Origin of the sequence: Acidithiobacillus ferriphilus (assembly GCF_018854775.1) — a bacterium.
Lineage (GTDB): Bacteria > Pseudomonadota > Gammaproteobacteria > Acidithiobacillales > Acidithiobacillaceae > Acidithiobacillus > Acidithiobacillus ferriphilus.
In genome coordinates this window covers 19,837-40,976 of sequence record NZ_JAAZTY010000028.1, presented here as the reverse complement: position 1 = coordinate 40,976, position 21,140 = coordinate 19,837, and the positions used below count along the sequence as shown (strand labels likewise).

Annotated in this window: 21 protein-coding genes and 1 pseudogene; 20 read left to right on the top strand and 2 right to left on the bottom strand. The window is 55.7% G+C overall.

The features are described from left to right. A partial coding sequence (gene dnaN, locus HF921_RS02565) for a DNA polymerase III subunit beta (protein ID WP_215893248.1) occupies window positions 1–940 on the bottom strand: 940 nt, incomplete at its 3' end. Between the two features lie 283 nt (window positions 941–1,223). Then, entirely contained in the window at window positions 1,224–2,579 is a 1,356-nt protein-coding gene (gene dnaA / locus HF921_RS02560) for a chromosomal replication initiator protein DnaA (protein WP_064219566.1), read from the bottom strand. Between the two features lie 872 nt (window positions 2,580–3,451). Between dnaA and HF921_RS02555 the strand changes: the two are divergent. The 20 genes and pseudogenes from HF921_RS02555 to HF921_RS02460 all read left to right on the top strand — a co-directional run bounded on the left by HF921_RS02555 (window position 3,452) and on the right by HF921_RS02460 (window position 21,127). After that, window positions 3,452–5,785 (top strand): annotated as a pseudogene (locus HF921_RS02555) (ribonucleoside triphosphate reductase). Next, window positions 5,751–6,482, top strand: a complete 732-nt coding sequence (locus HF921_RS02545; RefSeq protein WP_215893251.1) for an anaerobic ribonucleoside-triphosphate reductase activating protein — start codon at window positions 5,751–5,753, stop codon at window positions 6,480–6,482. Before HF921_RS02555 ends, HF921_RS02545 begins: the two are co-directional and overlap by 35 nt. Window positions 6,483–6,499: 17 nt before the next feature. Then, entirely contained in the window at window positions 6,500–7,681 is a 1,182-nt protein-coding gene (locus tag HF921_RS02540) for an NAD(P)H-dependent flavin oxidoreductase (RefSeq protein WP_064219475.1), read from the top strand. 475 nt (window positions 7,682–8,156) lie between these two features. After that, window positions 8,157–8,840 carry a c-type cytochrome gene (locus HF921_RS02535; RefSeq protein WP_226834293.1) on the top strand — a complete coding sequence of 228 codons (684 nt, stop codon included), beginning with the start codon at window positions 8,157–8,159 and terminating at the stop codon, window positions 8,838–8,840. A gap of 5 nt (window positions 8,841–8,845) precedes the next feature. Next, window positions 8,846–9,664, top strand: a complete 819-nt coding sequence (locus HF921_RS02530; RefSeq protein WP_215893245.1) for an SDR family NAD(P)-dependent oxidoreductase — start codon at window positions 8,846–8,848, stop codon at window positions 9,662–9,664. Between the two features lie 17 nt (window positions 9,665–9,681). Next, window positions 9,682–10,302, top strand: coding sequence for a ubiquinol-cytochrome c reductase iron-sulfur subunit (gene petA, locus HF921_RS02525; RefSeq protein WP_215848758.1), 621 nt, complete (start codon window positions 9,682–9,684; stop codon window positions 10,300–10,302). Window positions 10,303–10,329: 27 nt separating this feature from the next. Continuing rightward, window positions 10,330–11,544, top strand: coding sequence for a cytochrome b (locus tag HF921_RS02520; RefSeq protein ID WP_064220209.1), 1,215 nt, complete (start codon window positions 10,330–10,332; stop codon window positions 11,542–11,544). Window positions 11,545–11,566: 22 nt separating this feature from the next. Next, on the top strand, window positions 11,567–12,265 hold the full coding sequence (locus HF921_RS02515) for a cytochrome c1 (RefSeq protein WP_064220210.1): 699 nt from the start codon (window positions 11,567–11,569) through the stop codon (window positions 12,263–12,265). A 59-nt stretch (window positions 12,266–12,324) separates the two neighbouring features. Next, window positions 12,325–12,639, top strand: a complete 315-nt coding sequence (gene iro / locus HF921_RS02510; protein WP_064220211.1) for an iron oxidase — start codon at window positions 12,325–12,327, stop codon at window positions 12,637–12,639. 301 nt (window positions 12,640–12,940) lie between these two features. Continuing rightward, window positions 12,941–13,375 (top strand): hypothetical protein, encoded by a 435-nt coding sequence (locus tag HF921_RS13620; RefSeq protein WP_353736428.1) that lies wholly within the window; start codon window positions 12,941–12,943, stop codon window positions 13,373–13,375. Window positions 13,376–13,630: 255 nt separating this feature from the next. After that, window positions 13,631–14,086, top strand: coding sequence for a PH domain-containing protein (locus HF921_RS02505; RefSeq protein ID WP_064218185.1), 456 nt, complete (start codon window positions 13,631–13,633; stop codon window positions 14,084–14,086). Window positions 14,087–14,095: 9 nt separating this feature from the next. Then, window positions 14,096–14,935 carry a bifunctional hydroxymethylpyrimidine kinase/phosphomethylpyrimidine kinase gene (gene thiD, locus HF921_RS02500; protein ID WP_226834292.1) on the top strand — a complete coding sequence of 280 codons (840 nt, stop codon included), beginning with the start codon at window positions 14,096–14,098 and terminating at the stop codon, window positions 14,933–14,935. A 1-nt stretch (window position 14,936) separates the two neighbouring features. After that, on the top strand, window positions 14,937–15,590 hold the full coding sequence (thiE, locus tag HF921_RS02495) for a thiamine phosphate synthase (RefSeq protein ID WP_064218184.1): 654 nt from the start codon (window positions 14,937–14,939) through the stop codon (window positions 15,588–15,590). Window positions 15,591–15,592: 2 nt separating this feature from the next. After that, the gene (gene hemL / locus HF921_RS02490) at window positions 15,593–16,885 is read left to right on the top strand and encodes a glutamate-1-semialdehyde 2,1-aminomutase (protein ID WP_215893244.1); all 1,293 of its coding nucleotides are present in this window, start codon (window positions 15,593–15,595) and stop codon (window positions 16,883–16,885) included. Then, window positions 16,882–17,277 (top strand): HIT family protein, encoded by a 396-nt coding sequence (locus HF921_RS02485; protein WP_064218182.1) that lies wholly within the window; start codon window positions 16,882–16,884, stop codon window positions 17,275–17,277. The genes hemL and HF921_RS02485 overlap by 4 nt, the downstream gene beginning before the upstream one ends. Before the next feature lie 61 nt (window positions 17,278–17,338). Then, a complete protein-coding gene (locus HF921_RS13405; protein WP_308165014.1) occupies window positions 17,339–17,590 on the top strand; it encodes a helix-hairpin-helix domain-containing protein in 252 nt (83 codons plus the stop codon). 73 nt (window positions 17,591–17,663) lie between these two features. Next, a complete protein-coding gene (hemC, locus tag HF921_RS02475; protein WP_064218181.1) occupies window positions 17,664–18,584 on the top strand; it encodes a hydroxymethylbilane synthase in 921 nt (306 codons plus the stop codon). Next, window positions 18,581–19,369, top strand: a complete 789-nt coding sequence (locus tag HF921_RS02470) for a uroporphyrinogen-III synthase (protein WP_215893243.1) — start codon at window positions 18,581–18,583, stop codon at window positions 19,367–19,369. The genes hemC and HF921_RS02470 overlap by 4 nt, the downstream gene beginning before the upstream one ends. A 67-nt stretch (window positions 19,370–19,436) precedes the next feature. After that, on the top strand, window positions 19,437–20,429 hold the full coding sequence (gene hemB / locus HF921_RS02465) for a porphobilinogen synthase (RefSeq protein WP_215893242.1): 993 nt from the start codon (window positions 19,437–19,439) through the stop codon (window positions 20,427–20,429). Continuing rightward, complete coding sequence (locus tag HF921_RS02460; RefSeq protein WP_215861627.1) at window positions 20,426–21,127, top strand: TonB C-terminal domain-containing protein; 702 nt, start codon at window positions 20,426–20,428, stop codon at window positions 21,125–21,127. The genes hemB and HF921_RS02460 overlap by 4 nt, the downstream gene beginning before the upstream one ends. Window positions 21,128–21,140: the final 13 nt, after the last annotated feature.

Sequence of the window (21,140 nt, the reverse complement as noted above, 5' to 3'; positions counted from 1 at the left end):
GAGTATCATTCTGGTACTCGACGGGGATTTGGATCTCGCCTTCCTCCTGTTCCTCATTGCAACTGCGCAGGGTCATCTGGTTGTTGCTGAGGTGTAGATGGGTGGTCGGATTACGGTCGCTCACCAGGACATCGCTTTGTTGCAAGGCGCTTTTGAAGGTCTGGCGATTAAGTATGGCGAAGCGAGGATGTCCTTGAGGAATCACCCGCCGGTAATCGGGATATTTGGCGTCGATGAGTTTGCAGGCGAATTGTTGCATGCCATCGTTGAGTAGGAAACCGGTGTCCGACATTTCCAATGCGATATCACCATCATCGAGAATCCGCAGCAGTTCGAGAACGGCTTTGCGCGGCAGAATGGCCTGGTAGCTTCCGCTTTCCAGACTGTTGGCAAAAGGCAGGGTCATCATGGCCAGGCGATGACCGTCCGTGGCTACGAGACGCAGTTCCTGGCCTTCGACCTCGATGAGGACGCCGTTCAGAAAAAGCCGCGCATCATTCTGTGCCATGGTGTTGGCGGTGACGGCAAGCGCTTCGCGAAAGGCTTTGGCATTGCAGTTACCCTGACAACGACTGCTGTGAGTACTGAGATAGGGAAATTGATCGGCGGGCAACACATGCAGGGTGAAACGACTTTTAGCGGCTTTCAGGAGCAGCTTTTCCCCGTCCTTGTGAAATTCTATGGGTGTGTGTTCGGGTAAAGCGCGGCAGATGTCATAGAGCTTGCGGGCCGGTACAGCACAGGTGCCTGGAGCATTTACCGGATGATCCAGGTCGGCGGAAAGCTGCACTTCCAGGTCCGTGGCGACGAATCGGCAATGTTGCCCTGCGGCTTCGATGAGGACATGGGCAAGAATAGGCTGTACCGGTCGCCGGTCGGCAATATTTGCCATATTCGCCAGAATAGGCAGGAGATCTTCGCGATCTATGGTGATTTTCATCAGGGTTTGCTCCTTGAGTGCCAGGTCTGAAAGGGGGCTGATCGGGCCGCTTTATATATAAAATTTATATTTTTCCTTTTAACTACTGTTATTATTAATGGCCAGCTAGCTTGTGGAAAGGTGTTATAACCCATTACTTTTGATAGACGAATGGGCTTTGGCAAGTTGTCGGAAAGTTGTGGATAAGCCGGTATGCTTGGGGATAAAAAAGGGCCCTCTTTTTCATACAGAGTTGGCACATAAGTTATACAGGGCCTTATCCACAGTTTGTGCGCGTGCTGGATCATGCGCCAAGAATCCGTAGCAGATTGCGGTAATCTTCATCCATCTGGGTGTCTTCCTGACGTAATTTGTCGATCTGGCGGCAGGCGTGGAGGACGGTGGTATGATCGCGTCCGCCGAAGGCCTCGCCGATTTCCGGCAGGCTATGGTTGGTAAGTTCCTTGGTCAGGCACATGGCCATCTGGCGCGGTCGGGCGATGTTGCGACTGCGTCGTTTGGACTGCATGTCGGAGCCGCGAATATGAAAATACTCGGCCACGACTTTCTGGATGTTGTCGAGGCTGACCATGCGCTTCTGCACGTCGATCAGGTCACGCAGGGCCTCCCGGGCGGTATCCAGGTTATAAGGCTTGTGGGTGAAGTTGACATGGGCGATGATCCGACGCAGCGCCCCTTCCAGTTCGCGGACATGGGAGCGGATTTTCTCGGCGATGAAAAAGGCCACTTCTTCAGGCAGATCAATGCCGCTTTCTTCCGCTTTGCAGAGGACAATGGCCATGCGGGTTTCGAGGTCATGGGGTTGGATGGCGACCGTCAGCCCCCAGCCGAAGCGTGATTGCAGTCGCTCTTCCAGGCGATCCACCTCTTTTGGGTAGCGGTCGCAGGTGATAATAATCTGCCGACCGCCGTCAAAAAGGGCATTGAAGGTGTGGAAAAACTCTTCCTGGGTACGATCCTTGCCCGCAAAAAACTGGATGTCGTCGATGAGCAGGGCATCCAGCTTGCGGTAGCGCTGCTTGAAATCATTGATGGTGTTGTGTTGCAGAGAACGCACCATGTCCATGATGAAGCCTTCGGAAGTAACGTAGAGCACCTTGGCATCGGCATCGCGTTGGAGAATGGCATTTCCTACCGCTTGCATGAGATGCGTTTTGCCCAGCCCAACGCCGCCATAGATATACAGAGGGTTGTAGGATTTCCCCGGATTTTTGGCGACCTGCAGGGCCGCTGCCACGGCCAACTGATTGGATTTGCCTGCGACGTAGGACTTGAAGGAAAAGCCCGGGTTGAGCCGGTTGCCATTGCGAGGATCGGTGATCGCAGTAGTGACTGGAGTAGCCGCCGCCGGGGCTAGGGCCGCCGCGCCGTCGGTGCTGAGTTCCAGGCGAAGCATCATTCCGGGTGCAAGCTCGCCGAGTACCGTTTCCAGTAGATCTATCAGCCTTTCCCGCACCCATTCCATGACGAAGGTATTGGGTGCGAAAAGGTGCAGCTCGTTACCATGCAACTCGCCACGAAGGGGGCGCAGCCAGGTATTGAACTGCTGGGCGGTGGTTTGTTCTTGCAACTGCACACACAGCGCCGCCCATAAGGCATCGCCGTTGCGCAGCGCGGATGGCGCTGGATGACTACTCATGCGTAACCTGGTCAGAGGGTCTAAAGGTGAACAGTGCCGTGCCCTCTGTCGCTACCATATTCTGTGCCATGCGGTAGCGGAGTGGGCTCACTCCCCGCAACGGGAAGGGCATTTCATCATAATTCTCCGTCGATGGAGTATATCCAAGAGTGGCGGTGCATGCCAGCATATCCTCCGCATGGGCGATTTTTCGGCGGAGACGAATTTTCTGATGAAATAGCGGCATTATCAAGCCGTAAACTTGCCATATATTTTTCAACATATTGTTTATATGATATTTTAATTATATTTATTTATTTAAAATTATTATGTAATATAATTTATTAGATATTTTCTGTATGATTTTTATGATGATTTATACGAATACGATTTTTCTATTAATGAAACGAATTTTGGGCGCGGCACCATGCGCTAGCCGACGGCGAGACGGTTGTCGGCGGACCAGGTGGCGGCAAAGATGCGGCGAGCCATGACCGGGGCGCTGCTCCGGCGGTAGGAAAAACGCACAAAACAGGCATGGACCTGGACGAATCTTAACCGCGCTGACAGCCAAGATCCTGCCCGGCTTGATAAAGTTTTCCACAAAAAGATTAAACGGCAGTTACGTGAACTTGTTCTGAATCATGTTTCAGTAGATTGTTTAATTTATTGTATTATATAAATATTTTTTGTTACGTGAAGTGTTCCGTTCGGCGTTGGTACTCCACGGGCATGACGGAACGCCTTGGCCAATAAAATATCCACAAAGTTATCCACAGGCTGTTCAGGATCCTTGTTCCAGAAAATCCCCTGCCGGATGAGCGCTGGCAGCGACGGATACAGGCATTGACAAAGGCGCAATATCTGGTGGAAGATACTAAAAATATATACACATGCTGTTATATTTACATGTGCAGGCTAACCGTCTTTGCTGGATGGAGTTTTTCACCACATGCGGGGGTATCCTAATGCGCAATACAGACTGGTTTACAGCCGCCGGCGTGGGACCGTTGGTAATTAAGCGAAACGGTACAAGAACACCTTTCGATCCAGATCGAATTTGCGCAGCCATCACCAGGGCGGGACGTGCGGCGGGTGAATTTGATGCCAGTGTCGCTGGGCGAATTACGGAAGTGGTTTTGAACAAGTTGCAGCCCCTCGTTATCGACCGTGACCCCACGATTGAGCTGATTCAAGATCATGTCGAATTAACATTGATGGATGAAGGCTTTTACCGCACGGCCCGCGCCTATATCGCTTACCGTGAACAGCATCAACGCTTGCGCCGGGATCGTCTGACCGCGGTGAATGCCGTTTCCTCGGTAAATGAGTACCTGGATCGGGAGGATTGGCGAATCAACGCGAATGCCAATCAAGGTTATTCGTTGGGTGGCCTGATTCTGAACGTCGCGGGGAAGGTAACCGCCAATTACTGGCTGAGTCATGTCTATCCGGATGAAATTGGTGCCGCTCACCGTGAGGCGGACATTCATATCCATGATCTCGATATGCTGGCCGGTTATTGTGCCGGGTGGTCGCTGCGAACCTTGTTGCATGAGGGTTTTAACGGCGTGCCAGGGAAGGTGGAAGCGGCACCTCCCCGTCATTTGTCCAGTGCGGTGGGGCAAATGGTAAACTTTCTGGGCACCTTGCAGAATGAATGGGCAGGTGCGCAGGCTTTTAGTTCATTTGATACCTATCTGGCACCGTTTGTCCGCAAGGATGGGCTTTCCTATGACGCGGTACGCCAGAATATTCAAGAGTTTATTTATAACCTGAACGTGCCTTCCCGCTGGGGAAGCCAGACCCCCTTTACCAACGTAACGTTCGATTGGGTCTGTCCTGAAGATCTTCGGGAACAGGTTCCGGTCATCGGTGGAAAGGAGATGCCGTTTCACTATGGCGACTTGCAGGTGGAGATGGATTTGATCAACCGCGCCTATATCGAGGTGATGAGCGAAGGGGATGCCAAGGGTCGCGTTTTCACCTTCCCCATCCCAACCTACAACATAACCGCTGATTTTTCGTGGGATTCTGAAAACGCCGAAAGACTGTTTGCCATGACGGCAAAGTACGGTCTGCCCTACTTTCAGAATTTCATCAATTCTGAACTCCAGCCCAATATGGTGCGCTCTATGTGCTGTCGGCTCCAACTCGACCTGCGTGAATTGCTCAAACGCGGTAATGGGCTTTTCGGCTCAGCGGAGCAGACGGGTTCCATTGGCGTGGTGACGATTAATTGCGCCAGATTGGGTTACCTCCATAAAAACGATGGCAATGGTCTCTACCAGCGCATCGATGATCTGTTGGCGTTGGCGAAAAGCAGTCTGGAGATCAAACGTAAGATCATCCAGCGCCATATGGACACGGGATTGTTTCCCTACTCCAAACGTTATTTGGGCACGCTGCGCAATCATTTTTCTACCATTGGGATTAATGGGGTCAATGAAATGATCCGCAACCTTACGGAGGATCGGGAGGATATCACAACGACCTGGGGTCATGCGTTCGCCTTGGAATTTTTAGAGTATATCAGGAATCGCATGGTCGCCTTTCAGGAGGAAACAGGTCATATGTACAATCTGGAGGCCACACCTGCGGAGGGGACTACCTATCGTTTCGCCAAAGAAGATCGCAAGCGGTTTTCCGATATCTTACAGGCCGGGACGGCGGATAAACCCTATTACACGAATTCTTCGCAACTGCCGGTTGGATTTACGGACGATCCGTTTGAGGCATTGGAACGACAGGAGGCTTTGCAAGCCAAATACACGGGGGGGACCGTTCTTCACCTGTATATGGGCGAACGTCTCGCTAGTGCGGAAAGCTGCAAGCGTCTGGTGCGGCGCGCGCTGGAGCGATTTCGGTTGCCGTACATTACAGTTACCCCTATTTTTTCCATCTGTCCGGTGCATGGATACCTGGCGGGTGAGCATCCATTTTGTCCCATCTGTGATCAGGAACGCATCACAGAAAAGCGGCGGCGTTCTGCGTAACCTAAAAAGGAGAATATTATGTATCCTGAGATATCCAACGAAAGATTAATAGAAGTTGAATTGAGTGATAGCGAAAGGCAACCCTGTGAGGTTTGGACAAGGGTTATGGGATATCATCGCCCGACCTCGTCGTTTAATATCGGTAAGCAGGGAGAGCATTTGGAACGTAAATATTTCATCGAGACCAAGCGTTTTGATGGGGGCGGCGCTCCATCGACTCATTATAATTGACAATAAATCAATGTCATTGCCGACGGTTGCTGGTCTCTCCCAGTTTAGTACGGTAGATTACCCGGGGTATTTATGTGCTGTAATATATACTCAAGGTTGTCCATGTCGCTGTCGTTATTGCCATAATACAAGCCTGCAGCCGGGGCAGGGATCGTCGGTTATGTCATGGTCTACCATCATGGGGTGGCTGACTACCCGCAAGGGATTACTGGATGCGGTAACTTTTTGTGGCGGCGAACCAACGGTCCATAAATCGTTGCTATTGGCAATTAAGCAAGTAAAGGCATTGGGATTCAATGTCGCTCTGCACACGTCGGGATTGTATCCACACAACTTTGCAAATCTGCTCCCCCATCTGGATTGGGTTGGGTTTGATGTCAAGGCGCCATTTGCGCGTTATCCCGATATCACCCGCATACCAGGAAGCGGTGGCAAGGTAAAAGAATCTCTCGAACGGATGCTGTCCAGAAATGTTTCATGCGAGATCAGAACAACGATACATAATACTATTTTAAGTGGCGCGGATCTTGTTCTTATGGCTCAGGAACTGCGAATGATTGGTGTATCTCGGTGGGTGTTGCAACGCTTTAACAAGGCAGGATGTGCAGATTTGGAGTTGATTGCCAGTCCCACCACAATAGATGGTGATCTGGTTGCTCGGTTGCGCGCCTATGTACCAAATATATTGGTTAGATAGCGAATGAGGTGGTTGACATGGATTTGCCATACCTAAAGATCAAAGGACGGTCCCTGCTCCCTGTGATACAGGGCGGTATGGGCATTGGTGTTTCAGCACATAGCTTAGCCGGGGCTGTGGCGGCGGAGGGGGCTGTTGGAACCATCGCAAGCGTGGAGCTACGACGTTTACACGAGGATCTGATGCGACCCTTGCGGCGCCTGAGAGATCCAGCAGCTTCGGCCAAGGCAAACCTGATCGCGTTGGATCGCGAGATCCGGGAAGCGCGCCGGATCGCAGGAAAAGAGGGCTTTATCGCCGTTAATGTCATGCATGCCATTTCTGGTTATCGGGAGCATGTGCTTCAAGCTATCAAGAGCGGGGTTAACGCGGTGGTCGTGGGCGCTGGCCTGCCCATGGATTTGCCAACGCTGGCAGCGGAGTTCCCCAAGGTCGCGCTGATCCCGATTCTTTCCGAAGGTCGCGGCGTTCAGCTGGTTCTGCGCCGTTGGATGCGCCAGAAACGTCTTCCAGACGCGATCGTTATCGAGAATCCCCAATTCGCTGGCGGGCACTTGGGAGCTACCAGATTGGAGGATGTTTCAAATCCCAAGTATGGTTTTGCAAATGTCCTGCCCGCGATCCGCAAACTCTTTGCAGAATTGGGTCTGAAAGCCGACCAGATCCCGCTCGTCGCCGCTGGAGGAATCTCTTCGGTTCAGGAAATGCGCGAGATATTTTCCCTCGGCGGGAGCGGGGCCCAGTTGGGCACCCCGTTCGCTGTAAGCACCGAGGGCGATGCGCACATCAATTTTAAGCGTGTCCTGGCCGATGCGACGCCTAAAGACCTCGTGACATTTATGAGCTCGGCAGGTCTGCCCGCGCGTGCAGTGCTTACTCCCTGGTTGCGCCGTTACTTGGGACGCGAGGAAAATCTGCGTGCTTGCGCGAGTCAAGACCATTCGCTGTGCCCAAGTCAGACGGAGTGCTTGGTACATTGCGGGTTCAAGGATGGTAATTCGTCCTCCGGGCAATTCTGCATTGAGGCCCAGTTGGCTGCCGCACAACGCGGTGATGTGCAGCATGGGCTGTTTTTTCGCGGCGCCGGACAGCTACCCTTTGGTCAACAAATTAGAAGCGTTCGCGACCTTGTGGCGACGCTGCTATGCGAAGCGGTGTGGACAAGCACAGAGAACCGTATGCCAGTGATGGCAGTATGACGGAATGGTCATGCCAAAAATGGCAGTCTTCGCTGGGCACAGCACTATTTTTTGCCAAAATACATCAGCTAATCATAATGTTACTTTATGCCAAAACATCTATGGATCTGGCATAAAGCTTGCCCTGTCTCGGTGTGGGCAATCTGGCCTCCGCTGGGATCGACGCATAGATGAAAGTGTTCGCGTTTTTGCATGGAGAGGTGACGGGATTTGAATACGGTTGCAACTTCATCATGGTTGGTGGATGCGGTGCGCAACCACGGTCTTAAAAGAAGTTCTGGTATTAATTTTGTAATCGATAAAACGGATGTATGTATTCGCTAGAAATCTGAATGATACATAGGCAGACAATATTCATACAATATGATCACGCTGGCGTATTAACATGGGGTTTTATTCATAACCGGCTAATAACTATCGAGAGCCTGCAATAGGAGCTTGGTGGTTGCTGGCCCGATCAACTAAGGTGCCACATATGCTACAAAAAAAACCGTTTTTACCAGCTATTTCCGTGCTAACGATAGCTATGGCCGTGACGTCGGTAGCCTATGGATCCACTATTGCTAAAACGGCCTCAGTGAGCTCTCCCACCGCTGCCACTTCGTCGGTTACTTCAGGCGGTGTTCCCACAGTGGTGCAGAGCTCTTGTATGGCCTGTCATGGCCTGCAGGGTATTTCGCCAGATGGCGGTATGTTCCCCAATTTGGCAGGGCAATGGAAAACCTACATGTTGCGCGAATTAGACCATTTCAAGGCGCATACACGAGCGGATCCACAATCTCCCATTATGTGGGCCATGGTGGCCCCGTTGACTGCCGCGCAGACGCAACAGGTTGCCGAATACTTTTCTTCCCAGAAGCCCGCGTCAGGACATGTCTATGATCCCAAGCTCGTCGCCGAGGGGAAAAAGCTGTACTTCGGGGGGTTGCCCAAGATGCAAATGCCGGCGTGCATGGCATGTCATGGTACAACGCTGGCAGGTTTGCCTCCCTTCTTCCCGATGTTGGCAGGACAAAAGCGCACTTATGTGATCAATCAACTAACCTATTTCAAGTCCGGACAGCGGGTCGCCACGCATAAAGGCATTATGCAGTATATAGCCACCAGGTTGGATCAAAAACAAATCGTCGCGCTGGCCGCCTATATAAGGTCTCGGTGAGCGCCATGACTGAAAATGAATACACCAAAGCGAAGGGTGACGGTACTCTGGAAGGGAAAACCATACTCGTAACCGGTGCGGGAGATGGCATTGGTAAGGCAGTCTCCATTGAGTATGCCAGGCAGGGCGCCACGGTGGTTTTGTTGGGGAAAACGAAGCGTAATCTGGAGGGGGTTTACGATGAAATCACCGACTATGGGTACCCGGAGCCGGCTATTCTCGTGGTGGATCTCGCCGATCCGACAGCCGATGCATTTAAAACCATAGGCGCGGCTATTTCCAGCGAATTTAAACAGCTGCACGGCATAGTGCATAATGCGGCAGAGCTCGGGATGTTAACTCCACTGGAGAACTATGAAGGGGCCCTATGGGATCATGTATTTCAGGTCAACGTAAAGTCTCCCATTCTCGTGACGCAGCAGTGCCTTCCATTATTGAAAGAGGCCGCGTACGCCTCCATCATTTTCACAACGGATGAGTCTGGCGTAAAGCCCAAAGGCTATTGGGGCGCCTACGGGGTGAGCAAGGCCGCCATTTTGCATATGGCGCGCATGTGGGCGATAGAGTATGCCAAAACGAATATTCGGGTGAATATCGTAGATCCCGGACCCTGTAGAACAGGGCTTCGCCTGATGACGCATCCCGGCATGCCGATGAAGCGATATGCGCCTCCCGAAGCAATCACCAGTATCTATACGAGATTAATGGATTGTGACGTGTTGAGTCATAACGGAGAGTTGTTTTATGCCCAAGATTTTATCAATCCCGACTTGGATGACAGAACTGCAAGGGATCTGGCGATCTCAATAGAATCCACCAAATAGCACATAGGACCAATATCATGTCAGACGAAGCGCAAGACAACAAACAAGCTCCAAATATAACACGCCGTCGCTTTCTTACCGCGCTGGTGACGGTATCTGGTGTCGCGGTGGCGGGCACTATCGCGGTTCCCATGGTCAAGTCGCTGGATCCAACCGCCGCCGCCGCCGCATTAGCCACTACGACCATTGATCTGAGCCCCATAGAACCGGGCATGCAAATGGTGGCATTGTGGCAGGAGAAGCCCGTTATTGTGGTAAACAGAACCCCGGAAATGCTGGCCTCGCTGGATGAGGCGGAGCAGAAGGGCATATTGAAGGATCCCCACTGTAATATTCCGCAGCAACCCCCCTATTGCAAAAACAAGTATAGGTCACGGGTGGCGGAATGGTATGTCGGCATAAAGATATGCAACCACCTGTGCTGCATACCGCATTACCGGCCCAAAAAAGCCAGTGTCGCGCCGTGGTGGCTCGGCGGATTTCATTGTCCTTGCCATGGATCCATGTACGATCTTTCCGCCCGCGTAATCAAAGGGTCACCCGCTCCTCACAATATGGCAGTCCCTGAATATGACATCGATGTGGAAAAGAAAAGCGTCGTTGTAACCAACATGTATCCGCTCGCGCATTTGTGCTGAGTGTGGTAGCCGATAAAGGAGGCTGAGATGAGTTTCAAAACCTGGTTTGTCAAACGTTCGCCATTGCCGGAGATGTGGCGGGAGCACATGGCTGAATACTACGCGCCAAAAAATTTCAACATCTTTTATTACGCCGGGTCCCTGCTCTTACTGATGGTGGTGCTGCAGTTCCTGTCAGGATTTTTGGTTCTGGCACACTACATACCATCTGTTCGTGATGCCTATGACTCCGTATACGGAATCATGTACGACGTGCATTATGGTTGGCTTATGCAGTATATGCATGTCGATGGCGTCTCCCTGATATTTGTGCTTCTGTATATACATATGGCAAGAGGCATGCTTTACGGCTCCTACCGTGCACCGCGAGAACTCGTATGGGTCATCGGCTATACGATCTATCTGGCTTTTATGGCGGAGGCATTTTTTGGATATATATTGCCTTATTCAAACCTGTCATATTGGGCTGGAACGGTAATTACCTCATTGTTCAAGTCTATTCCATTCATCGGGGAGTGGGTCACCACATTGGTGCGCGGTGGCTCCGGCATGAGCGGAGACACCCTGGATCGCTTCATGGCACTGCATGTGACGGTGGTGTTTATGGTCATTGTCGGATTGATCGTGTTCCATATTCTGTATCTACACAAAGTTGGTTCTAACAATCCGGATGGCCTTGAGATAAAGGCCAATAAAGGGCCAGACGGACATCCGGTAGATGCCATTCCCTTTCACCCCTACTATTCCGTGAAAGATCTCTTTGGATTCGGTGTATGGCTATTCATTTTTGCGGCGATTATTTTCTATGCGCCGACGGTGCATCATATTTTTCTGGAGCGCACCATGTCCACGCCGGCGAACCCATTGAAAAGCCTGCCTGATGTTACCCCGCCATGGTATTTGTCGCCATTTTACGCCATGTTGCGGGCTATACCGAATAAGAATGGTGGCATTATATTGATGGTGGTAGCCGTAGTGTTCCCGTTCATACTCCCATGGCTGGATAGAAATCCGGTGATATCGACGCGGTATCGCCCGATTACTCGTATTATGCTCATTATCTTTTTTGCCAACTTCCTCATGCTTGCCTATCTTGGAGAGCAACCGCCGTTGCCTAAATATTTTATCCTGGAGCGAGTGGGGGCGGTTATATATGTGGCATTCTTCATTTTACTGCCATTCGTGAGCAAGTTTGAGCCGACCCGGACGCCACCCGCGCGAGTCCGTTTCCGTGCCCACTGATATTGCGCAGAGAGGAGGCGTTATGAAAAAATATGTTGTGTGGGCAGGCATGGCCTTGGGGCTGCTTGCCAGTGCGCCTGGAGCATTTGCAGATAACGGGCCCAAGATGATGGCACCGCATTATACCTACAACGCAAAGACTATAATTGCAGGGGCGAAGTTGTTCGCAACCGACTGTATGGCTTGTCATTCCATTAAATTTATGCGTTACGAGTTTCTGACGAATGACCTGGGAATGTCCAAGGCGGATGTGCATAAGTACATCATGTTGCCGACCGGTTCCAACTATAAAGGGAACATGGTGTCAGCGATGCCAACCGACATGGCGCACAAATGGTTTGGCCTTCCCCCGCCGGACTTGAGTCAAATAGTTCGCTATAAGAGTCAGAACTGGGTATATACCTATCTGCTCTCGTTCTACCTTGATCCCCAGCGCCCATCCGGCTGGAATAATCATGTATTTCCCAATGTGGCAATGCCAGATGTGCTTGCACTGCATAGTGGGTTCGTGAATGAACAAGGGAAGGTGCTTCGTGCGGGTGACGAGTCTCCTCAGCAATTCAAGGAGCAGGTTTCTGACATCGTCGCCTTTTTAAGGTTTGTATCTGATCCGTCTGTTGTACAACGGCACGACGCGGGGCCTTGGGTGCTCGGCTTGCTTGCGCTGTTTATTATATTTGCTTATTTCCTCAAAAAGGAGTACTGGAGAGACGTGAAATAAATAACCGTTATTTGGATCTGTTACATCTTAATTTTTGTCAATATATAAGGAGTAATATCATGAGCAAGGAACAAAATGGAACCGAAAAACCCCAGAACCCGAGTCGGCGCGATGTCTTAAAAGGCATCGCCATAACGGCCGGTGTAGTGGCTGCCGGGGCAGTGGTCGGGGTAAATCCCATCGGCGCGGCGCATGCGGCTGGAAAGTGTCCAGGAATCACACCGAAGGCTTCCCTGCAATATCAGCCACATCCCAAGGGCAAGGAGCAATGCTCTGTTTGCGCGAATTTTATCGCGCCGCACTGCTGCAAGGTCGTGGCTGGATCGGTGGTGCCTGAGGGGTACTGTATGGCATTTATTCTCAAGTCGGCATAAAAACTTATATTGTGTGGCTTCCCCTCTCTGTTGAGAGGGGAGTATTCCATGTGTACCAATCATATAGGCGATGGCGTACGAACCATGCGGAGTGGATATTAGTGAGGTGCGGAGCTACACTTGGACCGGTGGGGTTTGGAGGGTGGAAGCAAGGTGCAGCGCCACCACCTGAAAGGCGCCGGAAGCCGTTATAACCGAAAGGTAGCTCTAGAAAGAAGGAGGTGCGGGGGAGGGCAGGTATTTTGCAATACTTGCGAGCTACCCAGCCTTGGCGCAGGCGCCAGGGACTCCGCGTAATATTATGACTTTACGAAAGACATCATGTATTGCGGTAGCGATGGCTGTATGCGCACTGGCTTTCACAGCCCCCGCTTTGGCGGCTGAACAGCCAATGCAAGCAGCTATTCATGAAGGGGGCCAGTTGTTCGCCGCGGCGTCCCTGGGAACTAAGGGTAATAGCTGTATGACGTGTCACCGTGGTGCCGGACGCGTAGAGGGTATGCTCCCAAATGGTAAAAAGATTCCAAGCCTTCTTGGTGCCGCGGCTACCTTCCCTAAATATAATAAACGCGCTGGGAAGGTAATCACGCTGGAGATGCAGATCAACTCCTGTATAGCAAATGGCCTCGGCGGGATGCCGTTATCCTCCAGTGGTCCAAAGATGGTGGCGCTCGTTAGTTACTTGACATCCTTGTCGCAAGGGAAGCCCGTTGATATCCAAGGCGTGAAGGAATGATCGGAAGGTCAGCGCCCCCCCCCCCGTTCCGGGGTGATGGGATCATGAGGAGGGGCTGCTGACACGGTAAGGCTTAAGGTGCGCCATCGTTGTACCATGCGATACTGATCATGTTACTAATGATGGCGCCACCATGGCGTGTACAAAAACGACAACGAAATATCCAAAAAGGTGAGGACGACCTCCTACTGTTTGTAATTAATCTCTGCTCTATTTTACTTTGGAAAACCATGAGACGGGTTGAGGGAATAGCGTATGCCTGGGCAGCAGAATGGCTTGAAAAATACTTCAGCCGTGGTATTGAACGATGTGAACGTGGCGCCATCTGCTTTGTTAGGTTCACTGCTAATATTCTTTGTCAGTGTTCCGTTTGTGGTTTTTGGTAACGGGTTCTTGGTAATGGTTGGGGCGGTAATGATTGTCTTGTCATTCATTGATGCGGCAAATATTGCGACATTGATGTTAACCACAAAGTGTCTTGTTAACGATGGTAATCTGGTAATGAAATACGGTTTGTCACGGCGACTGAATGTTTCCATGCCGGCGCCGTCCATTCGAGATATAAAAATCAAGCAAACGTGGTTTGGTTCGCTATTCAAATACGGCTCGGTAATCGTTATTGGTGATGATCTGGGAGTTATGCTGCAGTATATAAAAAACCCGTTGGCGGCAATGGAAGCGATTAAAAAATCCATCGATATATGGCCATGAAAGGCTAAAATGGGCGATGATCCGTTCCGGATGGAATTCCGTTACCCGGAGGCAGGGGGGCCGCCGCCCGTCGTCCTCAGTATCGCCGGCTCTGATCCCAGTGCGGGCGCGGGCGCCCAGGCCGACCTGCTGACCCTGGCCAGCCTGGGCGTGCATGGCTGCACGGCAGTGACGGCGCTGACCGTTCAGGATTCGGTGGACGTCCGTGCCTATACGCCGGTGAGTCCAGAGAATACCGTGGCGCAGGCCCGTGCGGTGCTCGACGATATGTCCGTACGGGTCATCAAGATCGGGATGCTGGGAAGCGCGTCCATGGTGGCTGCGGTGAGCGCGCTGCTGGCGGATTATCCGCGGATTCCCGTGGTGCTTGATCCGGTGCTGGCGGCCGGAGGCGGTGCGGCCCTGGCCGGGGCGGGATTACGCGAAGCCTTGGTTGCTCAATTGCTGCCACAGGTGACGGTGATGACGCCCAATGGGCCTGAGGCGCTGGCCTTGTCCGGCGCCAGCGATTTGCCCACGGCGGGTGCCTGGCTCAATCGCCAGGGGGCGGAGTGGGTACTGATCAGCGGGGGGCACGGCGAGGGGCCGGAGCTGGAGAATATGCTGTTTCGCGGTGAGGTATTGCGGCGGACCTTCCGGCAGCCCCGGCTGCCCCACCACTATCACGGTTCGGGGTGTACCTTGGCCGCCGCGCTGGCGGCGGGTCTGGCGCGCGGTTTAGCCATGGAAGAGGCTGTGTCGCGGGCACTGGATTTTACCCATACCTGCCTGCTCCATGCCCATCCGCTGGGAAAGGGACAGTATTTTCCGGACCGGTTCTTTTGGGCGCGCGGGTATCGGGAGGAATAGGATGACCGGGCAGAAGCCCCTTGTTTCCGGACTCTATGCGATCACCGAAGCGCGTCTGATGCCGGAGCCCGTTTTCCTGGCGCAGGCCGAAGCAGCGCTGCGCGGAGGCGCGCGTATTCTGCAATATCGGGACAAGGGCGACGTTGTGGCCGAGGCACCGAGACGGCGGCGGCAGGCGGGGGCGTTGCGGGAACTTTGCGCGCAGTACAACGCCCTTTTCGTCGTCAATGATGATCCTCTACTGGCGCAGGCCATCGGGGCACCGGCCCTCCATGTGGGCGCGGAAGACGCGCCGCTGCCAGCGTTGCGCGTGCAGTTGGGACGCGCCATACTTATCGGCGTTTCCTGTTATGGATCGGTGCGGCAGGCGCAAGAGGCGGCGGCGCAGGGGGCGGATTATGTGGCCTTCGGGTCCTTTTTCGCCTCTCCCAGCAAGCCGCAGGCGCCGGTGGTCAGTGTGGATGTCCTGATGGCGGCGCGTGCGGTTATTGATCTGCCCATTGTTGCCATCGGCGGCATCACGGAGGCGAATGGGGGTGTATTGATCGCGGCAGGTGCGGATGCCCTGGCGGCGATTTCCGGCATTTTTGGTGCGGACGACGTGGAAGGGGCGGCAAGGCGTTTTACCGCTCTGTTTGGTGACCGTAAGGAGTGATGATGACGCAGACTTCACATGCGCTGTTCAGTGTGGCGCAACAATGCATTCCGGGAGGGGTTAACTCGCCGGTCCGGGCCTTTCGCGGCGTGGGCGGTGACCCGATTTTCATCGACCATGCCGAAGGACCCTTCTTCTGGGATGTGGAAGGCAAGCGCTACATCGATTATGTGGGCTCCTGGGGGCCGATGATCCACGGCCACGGCCACCCGGAAGTATTGGCGGCGGTGCATGCGCAGGTGGACAAGGGTCTTGGCTTCGGTGCGCCTACCGCCATCGAGGTGGAAATGGCGGAACTGGTTTGCTCTCTGGTGCCGGGCATCAAGTCGGTGCGCATGACTTCCAGCGGCACCGAGGCGGTGATGACCGCCATTCGTCTGGCGCGTGGTTACACCGGGCGCGATAAGATCATCAAATTCGAGGGCAATTATCACGGCCACAGCGACAGCCTGCTGGTAAAGGCCGGTTCCGGGGCGCTGACCCTCGGCCAGCCTTCGAGCGCGGGGATCCCGCGCGAGGTAAGTCAGGATACCCTGGTGTTGCCGTATAACGATCTCTCCGCGGTGGAAGAAATGATGTCGCGCTTCGGCTTTGATGTCGCGACCATCATCGTCGAGCCGGTGGCCGGCAACATGGGTTGCGTGCCGCCGGAGCCCGGCTTTCTGGAAGGATTGCGCGCCGTATGTGATCAATATGAGTGCGTGTTGATTTTTGACGAAGTGATGAGCGGATTCCGGGTGGCCGTGGGCGGCGCGCAGGCACTCTACGGGGTGCGTCCCGATCTGACCACGCTGGGCAAGATCATCGGCGGCGGTCTGCCGGTGGGGGCCGTCGGTGGTCCGCGGGAAATGATGGAATACCTGGCACCCACCGGGCCGGTGTATCAGGCGGGGACGCTGTCCGGCAATCCCGTGGCCATGGCCGCCGGACTGACGACCCTGCGGCTGCTGACGGTGCCGGGTTTCCATGAGCGCCTGGCGGCGCAGACGGTGGCGCTCTGCAAGGGCCTGGCCGAGCGGGCGGAAGCCGCGGGCGTGCCGATGCAGATCAACCAGGTGCCGGGCATGTTCGGCTGGTTCTTCGCGGAGCAGCCGGTGCGCGGTTTTGATGCGGTGATGGCCGCCGACAGTAAACGCTACGCCCGCTTTTTCCATGGCCTGCTGGCGCGCGGGGTGCATCTCGCCCCCAGTGCCTATGAGGCGGGTTTCCTCTCGGCGGCCCACGGCGACGCCGAGATCGCCGCCACCCTGGATGCCGCGGAAGCCGTTCTGGCCACTCTCAAGGAGGACGCATGAGCACCCTGTTCACCCGCATCATCAACGGCGAAATTCCGGCGCAGAAAGTGCTGGAAGATGACCGTTATCTGGCTTTTCTCGATATTCGCCCGGTGCGGCCGGGGCACACCCTGGTTATCCCCAAGATCGAGCATGATTATATTTTCACGCTGGATGACGAAACGCTGGCCGGTCTTCTGCCTTTTGCCCGGCGCGTCGTACCGGCGCTGGAGCAGGTGACCGGTTGCAAGCGGGTCGGGGTCATGGTGGCGGGGTTGGAAGTACCGCATGCCCATGTGCACCTGATTCCCATGAACGCCATCCCCGACCTGAATTTTGCCAACGCCAAAGATACGCCGACGGAGGTGTTGGCGGCGATGGGGGATAAGGTCCGCGCGGCGTTGCGGGATTAGGATTAGATTGTTGCGGTGGTGGCTTTTGCTAGGGGCTGCTTGCGCGCTTTCGGGGCCAAATGTGGCGTTCGCAGCGGCTAAAGATGGCCCGGCGCTCGTCGACATCAATCACGCCGATAGTGCCCGGTTGCGCGCTTTGCGCGGCATCGGCGAGAAACGGGCCGCGGCGATTGTCGCTTTCCGGGCGGCGCACGGCCCTTTTCCCGGCCCGGCCTCCCTGGCTGCGGTGGTGGGTCCCAAGATGGCGCTGTCGCTGCGCGAAAGGGTGGTGGTGAGCGCCATTTCGCAAAGGGTGTCGCCGCCTCGCCCTTGACAGAAAAAACCGCGCTGTTAAGGTGAATAACCTGATTCCATCCCCTGATCATCATTAGAGCCGCCGACCAGATATGCCGCACCCCCTTCGCATTGGTACCCGCGCCAGCCCGCTGGCCGTCTGGCAGGCAGAGCATGTCCGCGCCGCCCTGTTGCGGCAGCACCCGGAAATGACCGTCGAGATCATCGCCATGACCACCAGCGGGGATACGCTTCTGGACGCACCCCTGCATGCGCTGGGCGGTAAGGGCCTCTTCGTCAAGGAAATCGAGGACGCCCTGCAGCAGCAGCGGGTGGATATTGCCGTACACTCCATGAAGGATGTGCCGGCCCAACAGCCTGATGGTCTGGAGATCGTCGCCATCATGGCCCGGGAAGACGTCCGGGATGCCTTCGTCAGCAACGCCTTTCTCCACCCTGATGCCCTGCCGAAGGACGCACGGGTGGGCAGTTCCAGCCTGCGGCGGCGGGCGCAATTGCTGGAGCGCTACCCCCATCTGCGGGTCGATGATCTGCGCGGCAATGTCGCCACGCGCCTGCGCAAGCTGGATGAGGGGCATTATGAGGCGATCATCCTCGCCGCCGCGGGCCTTAAACGCCTGGGGTTGTCGGATCGTATCACCCACCTGCTGGATATTGACCACTCTCTGCCGGCAGTGGGACAAGGGGCCATAGGCATCGAGGCGCGCGGCGACGACCGGCGGACCCGGGAACTGCTGGCACCTCTGGCCGATGCCGACACCCACAATTGCGTGCTGGCAGAGCGCAGCATGAATCGGGTGCTGGGGGGGGACTGCCGGCTGCCGGTGGCGGCACTGGCGCAATGGCAGGGGCCGCAGATGCTCCTGCGCGGGCTGGTCGCCACTCCGGACGGCCGCCGGGTACTCCATGCCGAGGCGAAGGGCAGCGACCCCGTTGCCCTCGGCATGACCGTCGCCGCGGCACTCGTCGCCCAGGGGGCGGCAGAGATCATCGCGGATGTCCGAAACACATGAACAGCACCGCACTGCAAGGCAAAGGCATCGTGGTCACCCGGCCGCGCGCGCAGGCCGACGAGATGCTGACCCTGTTGCAGGCGCAAGGCGCGCGCCCCATTTTGTTCCCCGCCGTACAGATCGAGGCGCCGGAGAACTGGCAGTCTCTGGATGACGCTTTGCATCAACTGGTGGCGTATGACTGGGTGATTTTTTCCAGCCGCAACGCCGTCGCTTTTGCCCTCAGCCGCCTGCAGAGCCGCAACCTGTCCTGGCCGACGGGGCCGCGTATCGCGGCGGTGGGACGGGAAACCGCCAAGGCGCTGCGTGAGTTTGGTCTGCAGGTCGACCTGGTCCCCCGGAGGTTCAGCTCCGAGGGGTTGCTGGAAAGTCCGGAGCTGGTGGCCGTGCAGGGACAGCGCATCGCGCTGTTTGCCGGTGATCAGGGCCGGGAGTTGCTGGAGAAGACGCTGGGCGAGCGCGGTGCGGTCATCGACAAGGTATTATGCTACCGGCGCGGCCTTCCCGGCGCCAATCCGACGCCATTATTGCATGCCTGGGCGCGCGGCGAACTGGATGCCGTCACCGTGACCAGCCCGGAGATCTTCAATAATTTCTATCAGATGGTGGGGGGGCTGGGTCAACGCTGGCTGAAGAACACGCCCATTATCGCCATCAGTCCCCTCACCGCCGCCGCCGTCAGCACGGTCGGCCTGCCCGCCCCCTGGATTGCCCCGGAAGCCAGTGCGGCTGGTATGCTGACGGCGCTGACCGTATGGGCGCAAGGTCTGGAGCCTGTCACATGAACCTGCCCAATCTGCCGTCCCGCCACGATCTGCATTCGTATTCCAACTGCTCAAGGACTGTCCTCACATGAATCTGCCCAATCTGCCGTCCCGCCACGAGCCCCGCCGCCTGCGGCGTCACCCGGCCATGCGCCGGATGTTGCGTGAGCATCATCTGCGTGCGGCGGATTTCATTCTGCCGGTCTTTCTGGTGGAAGGCGACGGCGTCCGTACGGAAATCTCCTCCATGCCCGGCGTTTTTCGCCACAGCATCGACTCGGCGCTGCAACTCTGCGCGGAGGCCGCAGCGCGGGGCGTCTCCGGGGTGCTGCTGTTCGGCGTCGTTGAAGATCATTGCAAGGATGCCACCGGCTCCGCCTCCTGGGCGGCGGAGGGGCTGGTACAACGCGCCATTCGCGCCATTCGCGCCGAATATCCGCAACTCCTGATCATCGCCGACGCCTGCTTTTGCGAATACACCGCCCACGGCCATTGCGGCGTCCTGGATGCGGGCGGTGACCGTGACGATTACGCCACCCTGGAAAACCTGCAACGGCAGGCCATCTCTTATGCCGAGGCGGGCGTGGATATCGTCGCCCCTTCCGGCATGGTGGACGGCATGGTGATGGCTATCCGCGAAGCGCTGGATGCTGCGCAGCACCCGCAGGTCGGCATACTTTCCTACGCGGTCAAATACGCCAGCGCTTTTTATGGTCCTTTCCGCGATGCGGCGGACAGCGCGCCGCAGTTCGGGGATCGCAAAGGCTATCAGATGGACCCGGCCAATCGGCGTGAGGCGTTTCGCGAGATGACGCTGGATATTCAGGACGGCTGCGATATGGTGATGGTGAAGCCCGCCATGGCGTATCTGGATATCATCCGTGACCTCCGCGAGCGCTGCGACCTGCCGGTGCTGGCTTATCAGGTATCCGGTGAATACAGCATGCTGCAGGCCGCTGCCCGGGCTGGTTGGCTGGATCTGCAGAGCAGTGTCCTGGAATCGCTGTTGGGCATCAAAAGAGCCGGGGGGGACGCCATAATCACCTATTACGCCCTCGCTGCAGCCGATTGGTTGGGATGAAGCCATCGCGACGCGCAGCTACCGCGCTGCCGTCGCCCTCCATAGGATTTTTTGCGCCGCTATCGGGTTTTCTGTTCCGGATACGTTGGTTTGGGGCCGCCGCACTGGTCGGTATGATGCGCGTCCTGCGTTTGCGACCGGAAGACCTCGATACCCTGTTCCCCTGGGTCTTGCTCTCCGTGGTCATCAACGTGCTGGTCTGGCTCGTGTTGTTGGGAGGTCTGGCGGGAACCCTGCCTGTAAAAACCCCGGTCAGCTCGCTGGTGGAGATTTCGTTGACGCCGAATCCGCTCCGCCCCCGGATTGCCTCGCCCGCGGTACCCGCGTCGCGCAGCCCGGACGGCATTCTTCCGGTCCGTCGGGAAGGCGCGCCGTCAACGGCGTCGCCGGCAGCGCGGGCGGTTGCGTTGAATGCCTATCTGAAGGACTGGGAAGGCCGAATCATGGCATTGGCTCAGAAACATCTTTTTGCGGGAGGGCATCCCGTCCTGCCGCGGGGGCGCGTCGTGGTCGCCGTCACTATCGCCCCCGGTGGGCAACTGATGCAGATCGAGATGCGGCAGGGATCAAAGAACGTCGCGCTGGTAAACGCTGTCGATACGATCATTCGGGAGGCGGCGCCCTTTCCGGCTTTGCCCGCCATCTGGCAATCCCCGCCTACGCCGTTGCGCATAGTGCGGACCTGGAGCTTTGAGTAGAAAAGCCATGCAA

Bases quoted from the DNA above. Each gene is read 5' to 3' on its own strand.
- dnaA (WP_064219566.1), bottom strand. From the start codon at position 2,579: ATGAGTAGTCATCCAGCGCCATCCGCGCTGCGCAACGGCGATGCCTTA.
- HF921_RS02545 (WP_215893251.1), top strand. From the start codon at position 5,751: ATGGGGGCGGCGCTCCATCGACTCATTATAATTGACAATAAATCAATG.
- HF921_RS02540 (WP_064219475.1), top strand. From the start codon at position 6,500: ATGGATTTGCCATACCTAAAGATCAAAGGACGGTCCCTGCTCCCTGTG.
- HF921_RS02535 (WP_226834293.1), top strand. From the start codon at position 8,157: ATGCTACAAAAAAAACCGTTTTTACCAGCTATTTCCGTGCTAACGATA.
- HF921_RS02530 (WP_215893245.1), top strand. From the start codon at position 8,846: ATGACTGAAAATGAATACACCAAAGCGAAGGGTGACGGTACTCTGGAA.
- petA (WP_215848758.1), top strand. From the start codon at position 9,682: ATGTCAGACGAAGCGCAAGACAACAAACAAGCTCCAAATATAACACGC.
- HF921_RS02520 (WP_064220209.1), top strand. From the start codon at position 10,330: ATGAGTTTCAAAACCTGGTTTGTCAAACGTTCGCCATTGCCGGAGATG.
- HF921_RS02515 (WP_064220210.1), top strand. From the start codon at position 11,567: ATGAAAAAATATGTTGTGTGGGCAGGCATGGCCTTGGGGCTGCTTGCC.
- iro (WP_064220211.1), top strand. From the start codon at position 12,325: ATGAGCAAGGAACAAAATGGAACCGAAAAACCCCAGAACCCGAGTCGG.
- HF921_RS13620 (WP_353736428.1), top strand. From the start codon at position 12,941: ATGACTTTACGAAAGACATCATGTATTGCGGTAGCGATGGCTGTATGC.
- HF921_RS02505 (WP_064218185.1), top strand. From the start codon at position 13,631: ATGCCTGGGCAGCAGAATGGCTTGAAAAATACTTCAGCCGTGGTATTG.
- thiD (WP_226834292.1), top strand. From the start codon at position 14,096: ATGGGCGATGATCCGTTCCGGATGGAATTCCGTTACCCGGAGGCAGGG.
- thiE (WP_064218184.1), top strand. From the start codon at position 14,937: ATGACCGGGCAGAAGCCCCTTGTTTCCGGACTCTATGCGATCACCGAA.
- hemL (WP_215893244.1), top strand. From the start codon at position 15,593: ATGACGCAGACTTCACATGCGCTGTTCAGTGTGGCGCAACAATGCATT.
- HF921_RS02485 (WP_064218182.1), top strand. From the start codon at position 16,882: ATGAGCACCCTGTTCACCCGCATCATCAACGGCGAAATTCCGGCGCAG.
- hemC (WP_064218181.1), top strand. From the start codon at position 17,664: ATGCCGCACCCCCTTCGCATTGGTACCCGCGCCAGCCCGCTGGCCGTC.
- HF921_RS02470 (WP_215893243.1), top strand. From the start codon at position 18,581: ATGAACAGCACCGCACTGCAAGGCAAAGGCATCGTGGTCACCCGGCCG.
- hemB (WP_215893242.1), top strand. From the start codon at position 19,437: ATGAATCTGCCCAATCTGCCGTCCCGCCACGAGCCCCGCCGCCTGCGG.
- HF921_RS02460 (WP_215861627.1), top strand. From the start codon at position 20,426: ATGAAGCCATCGCGACGCGCAGCTACCGCGCTGCCGTCGCCCTCCATA.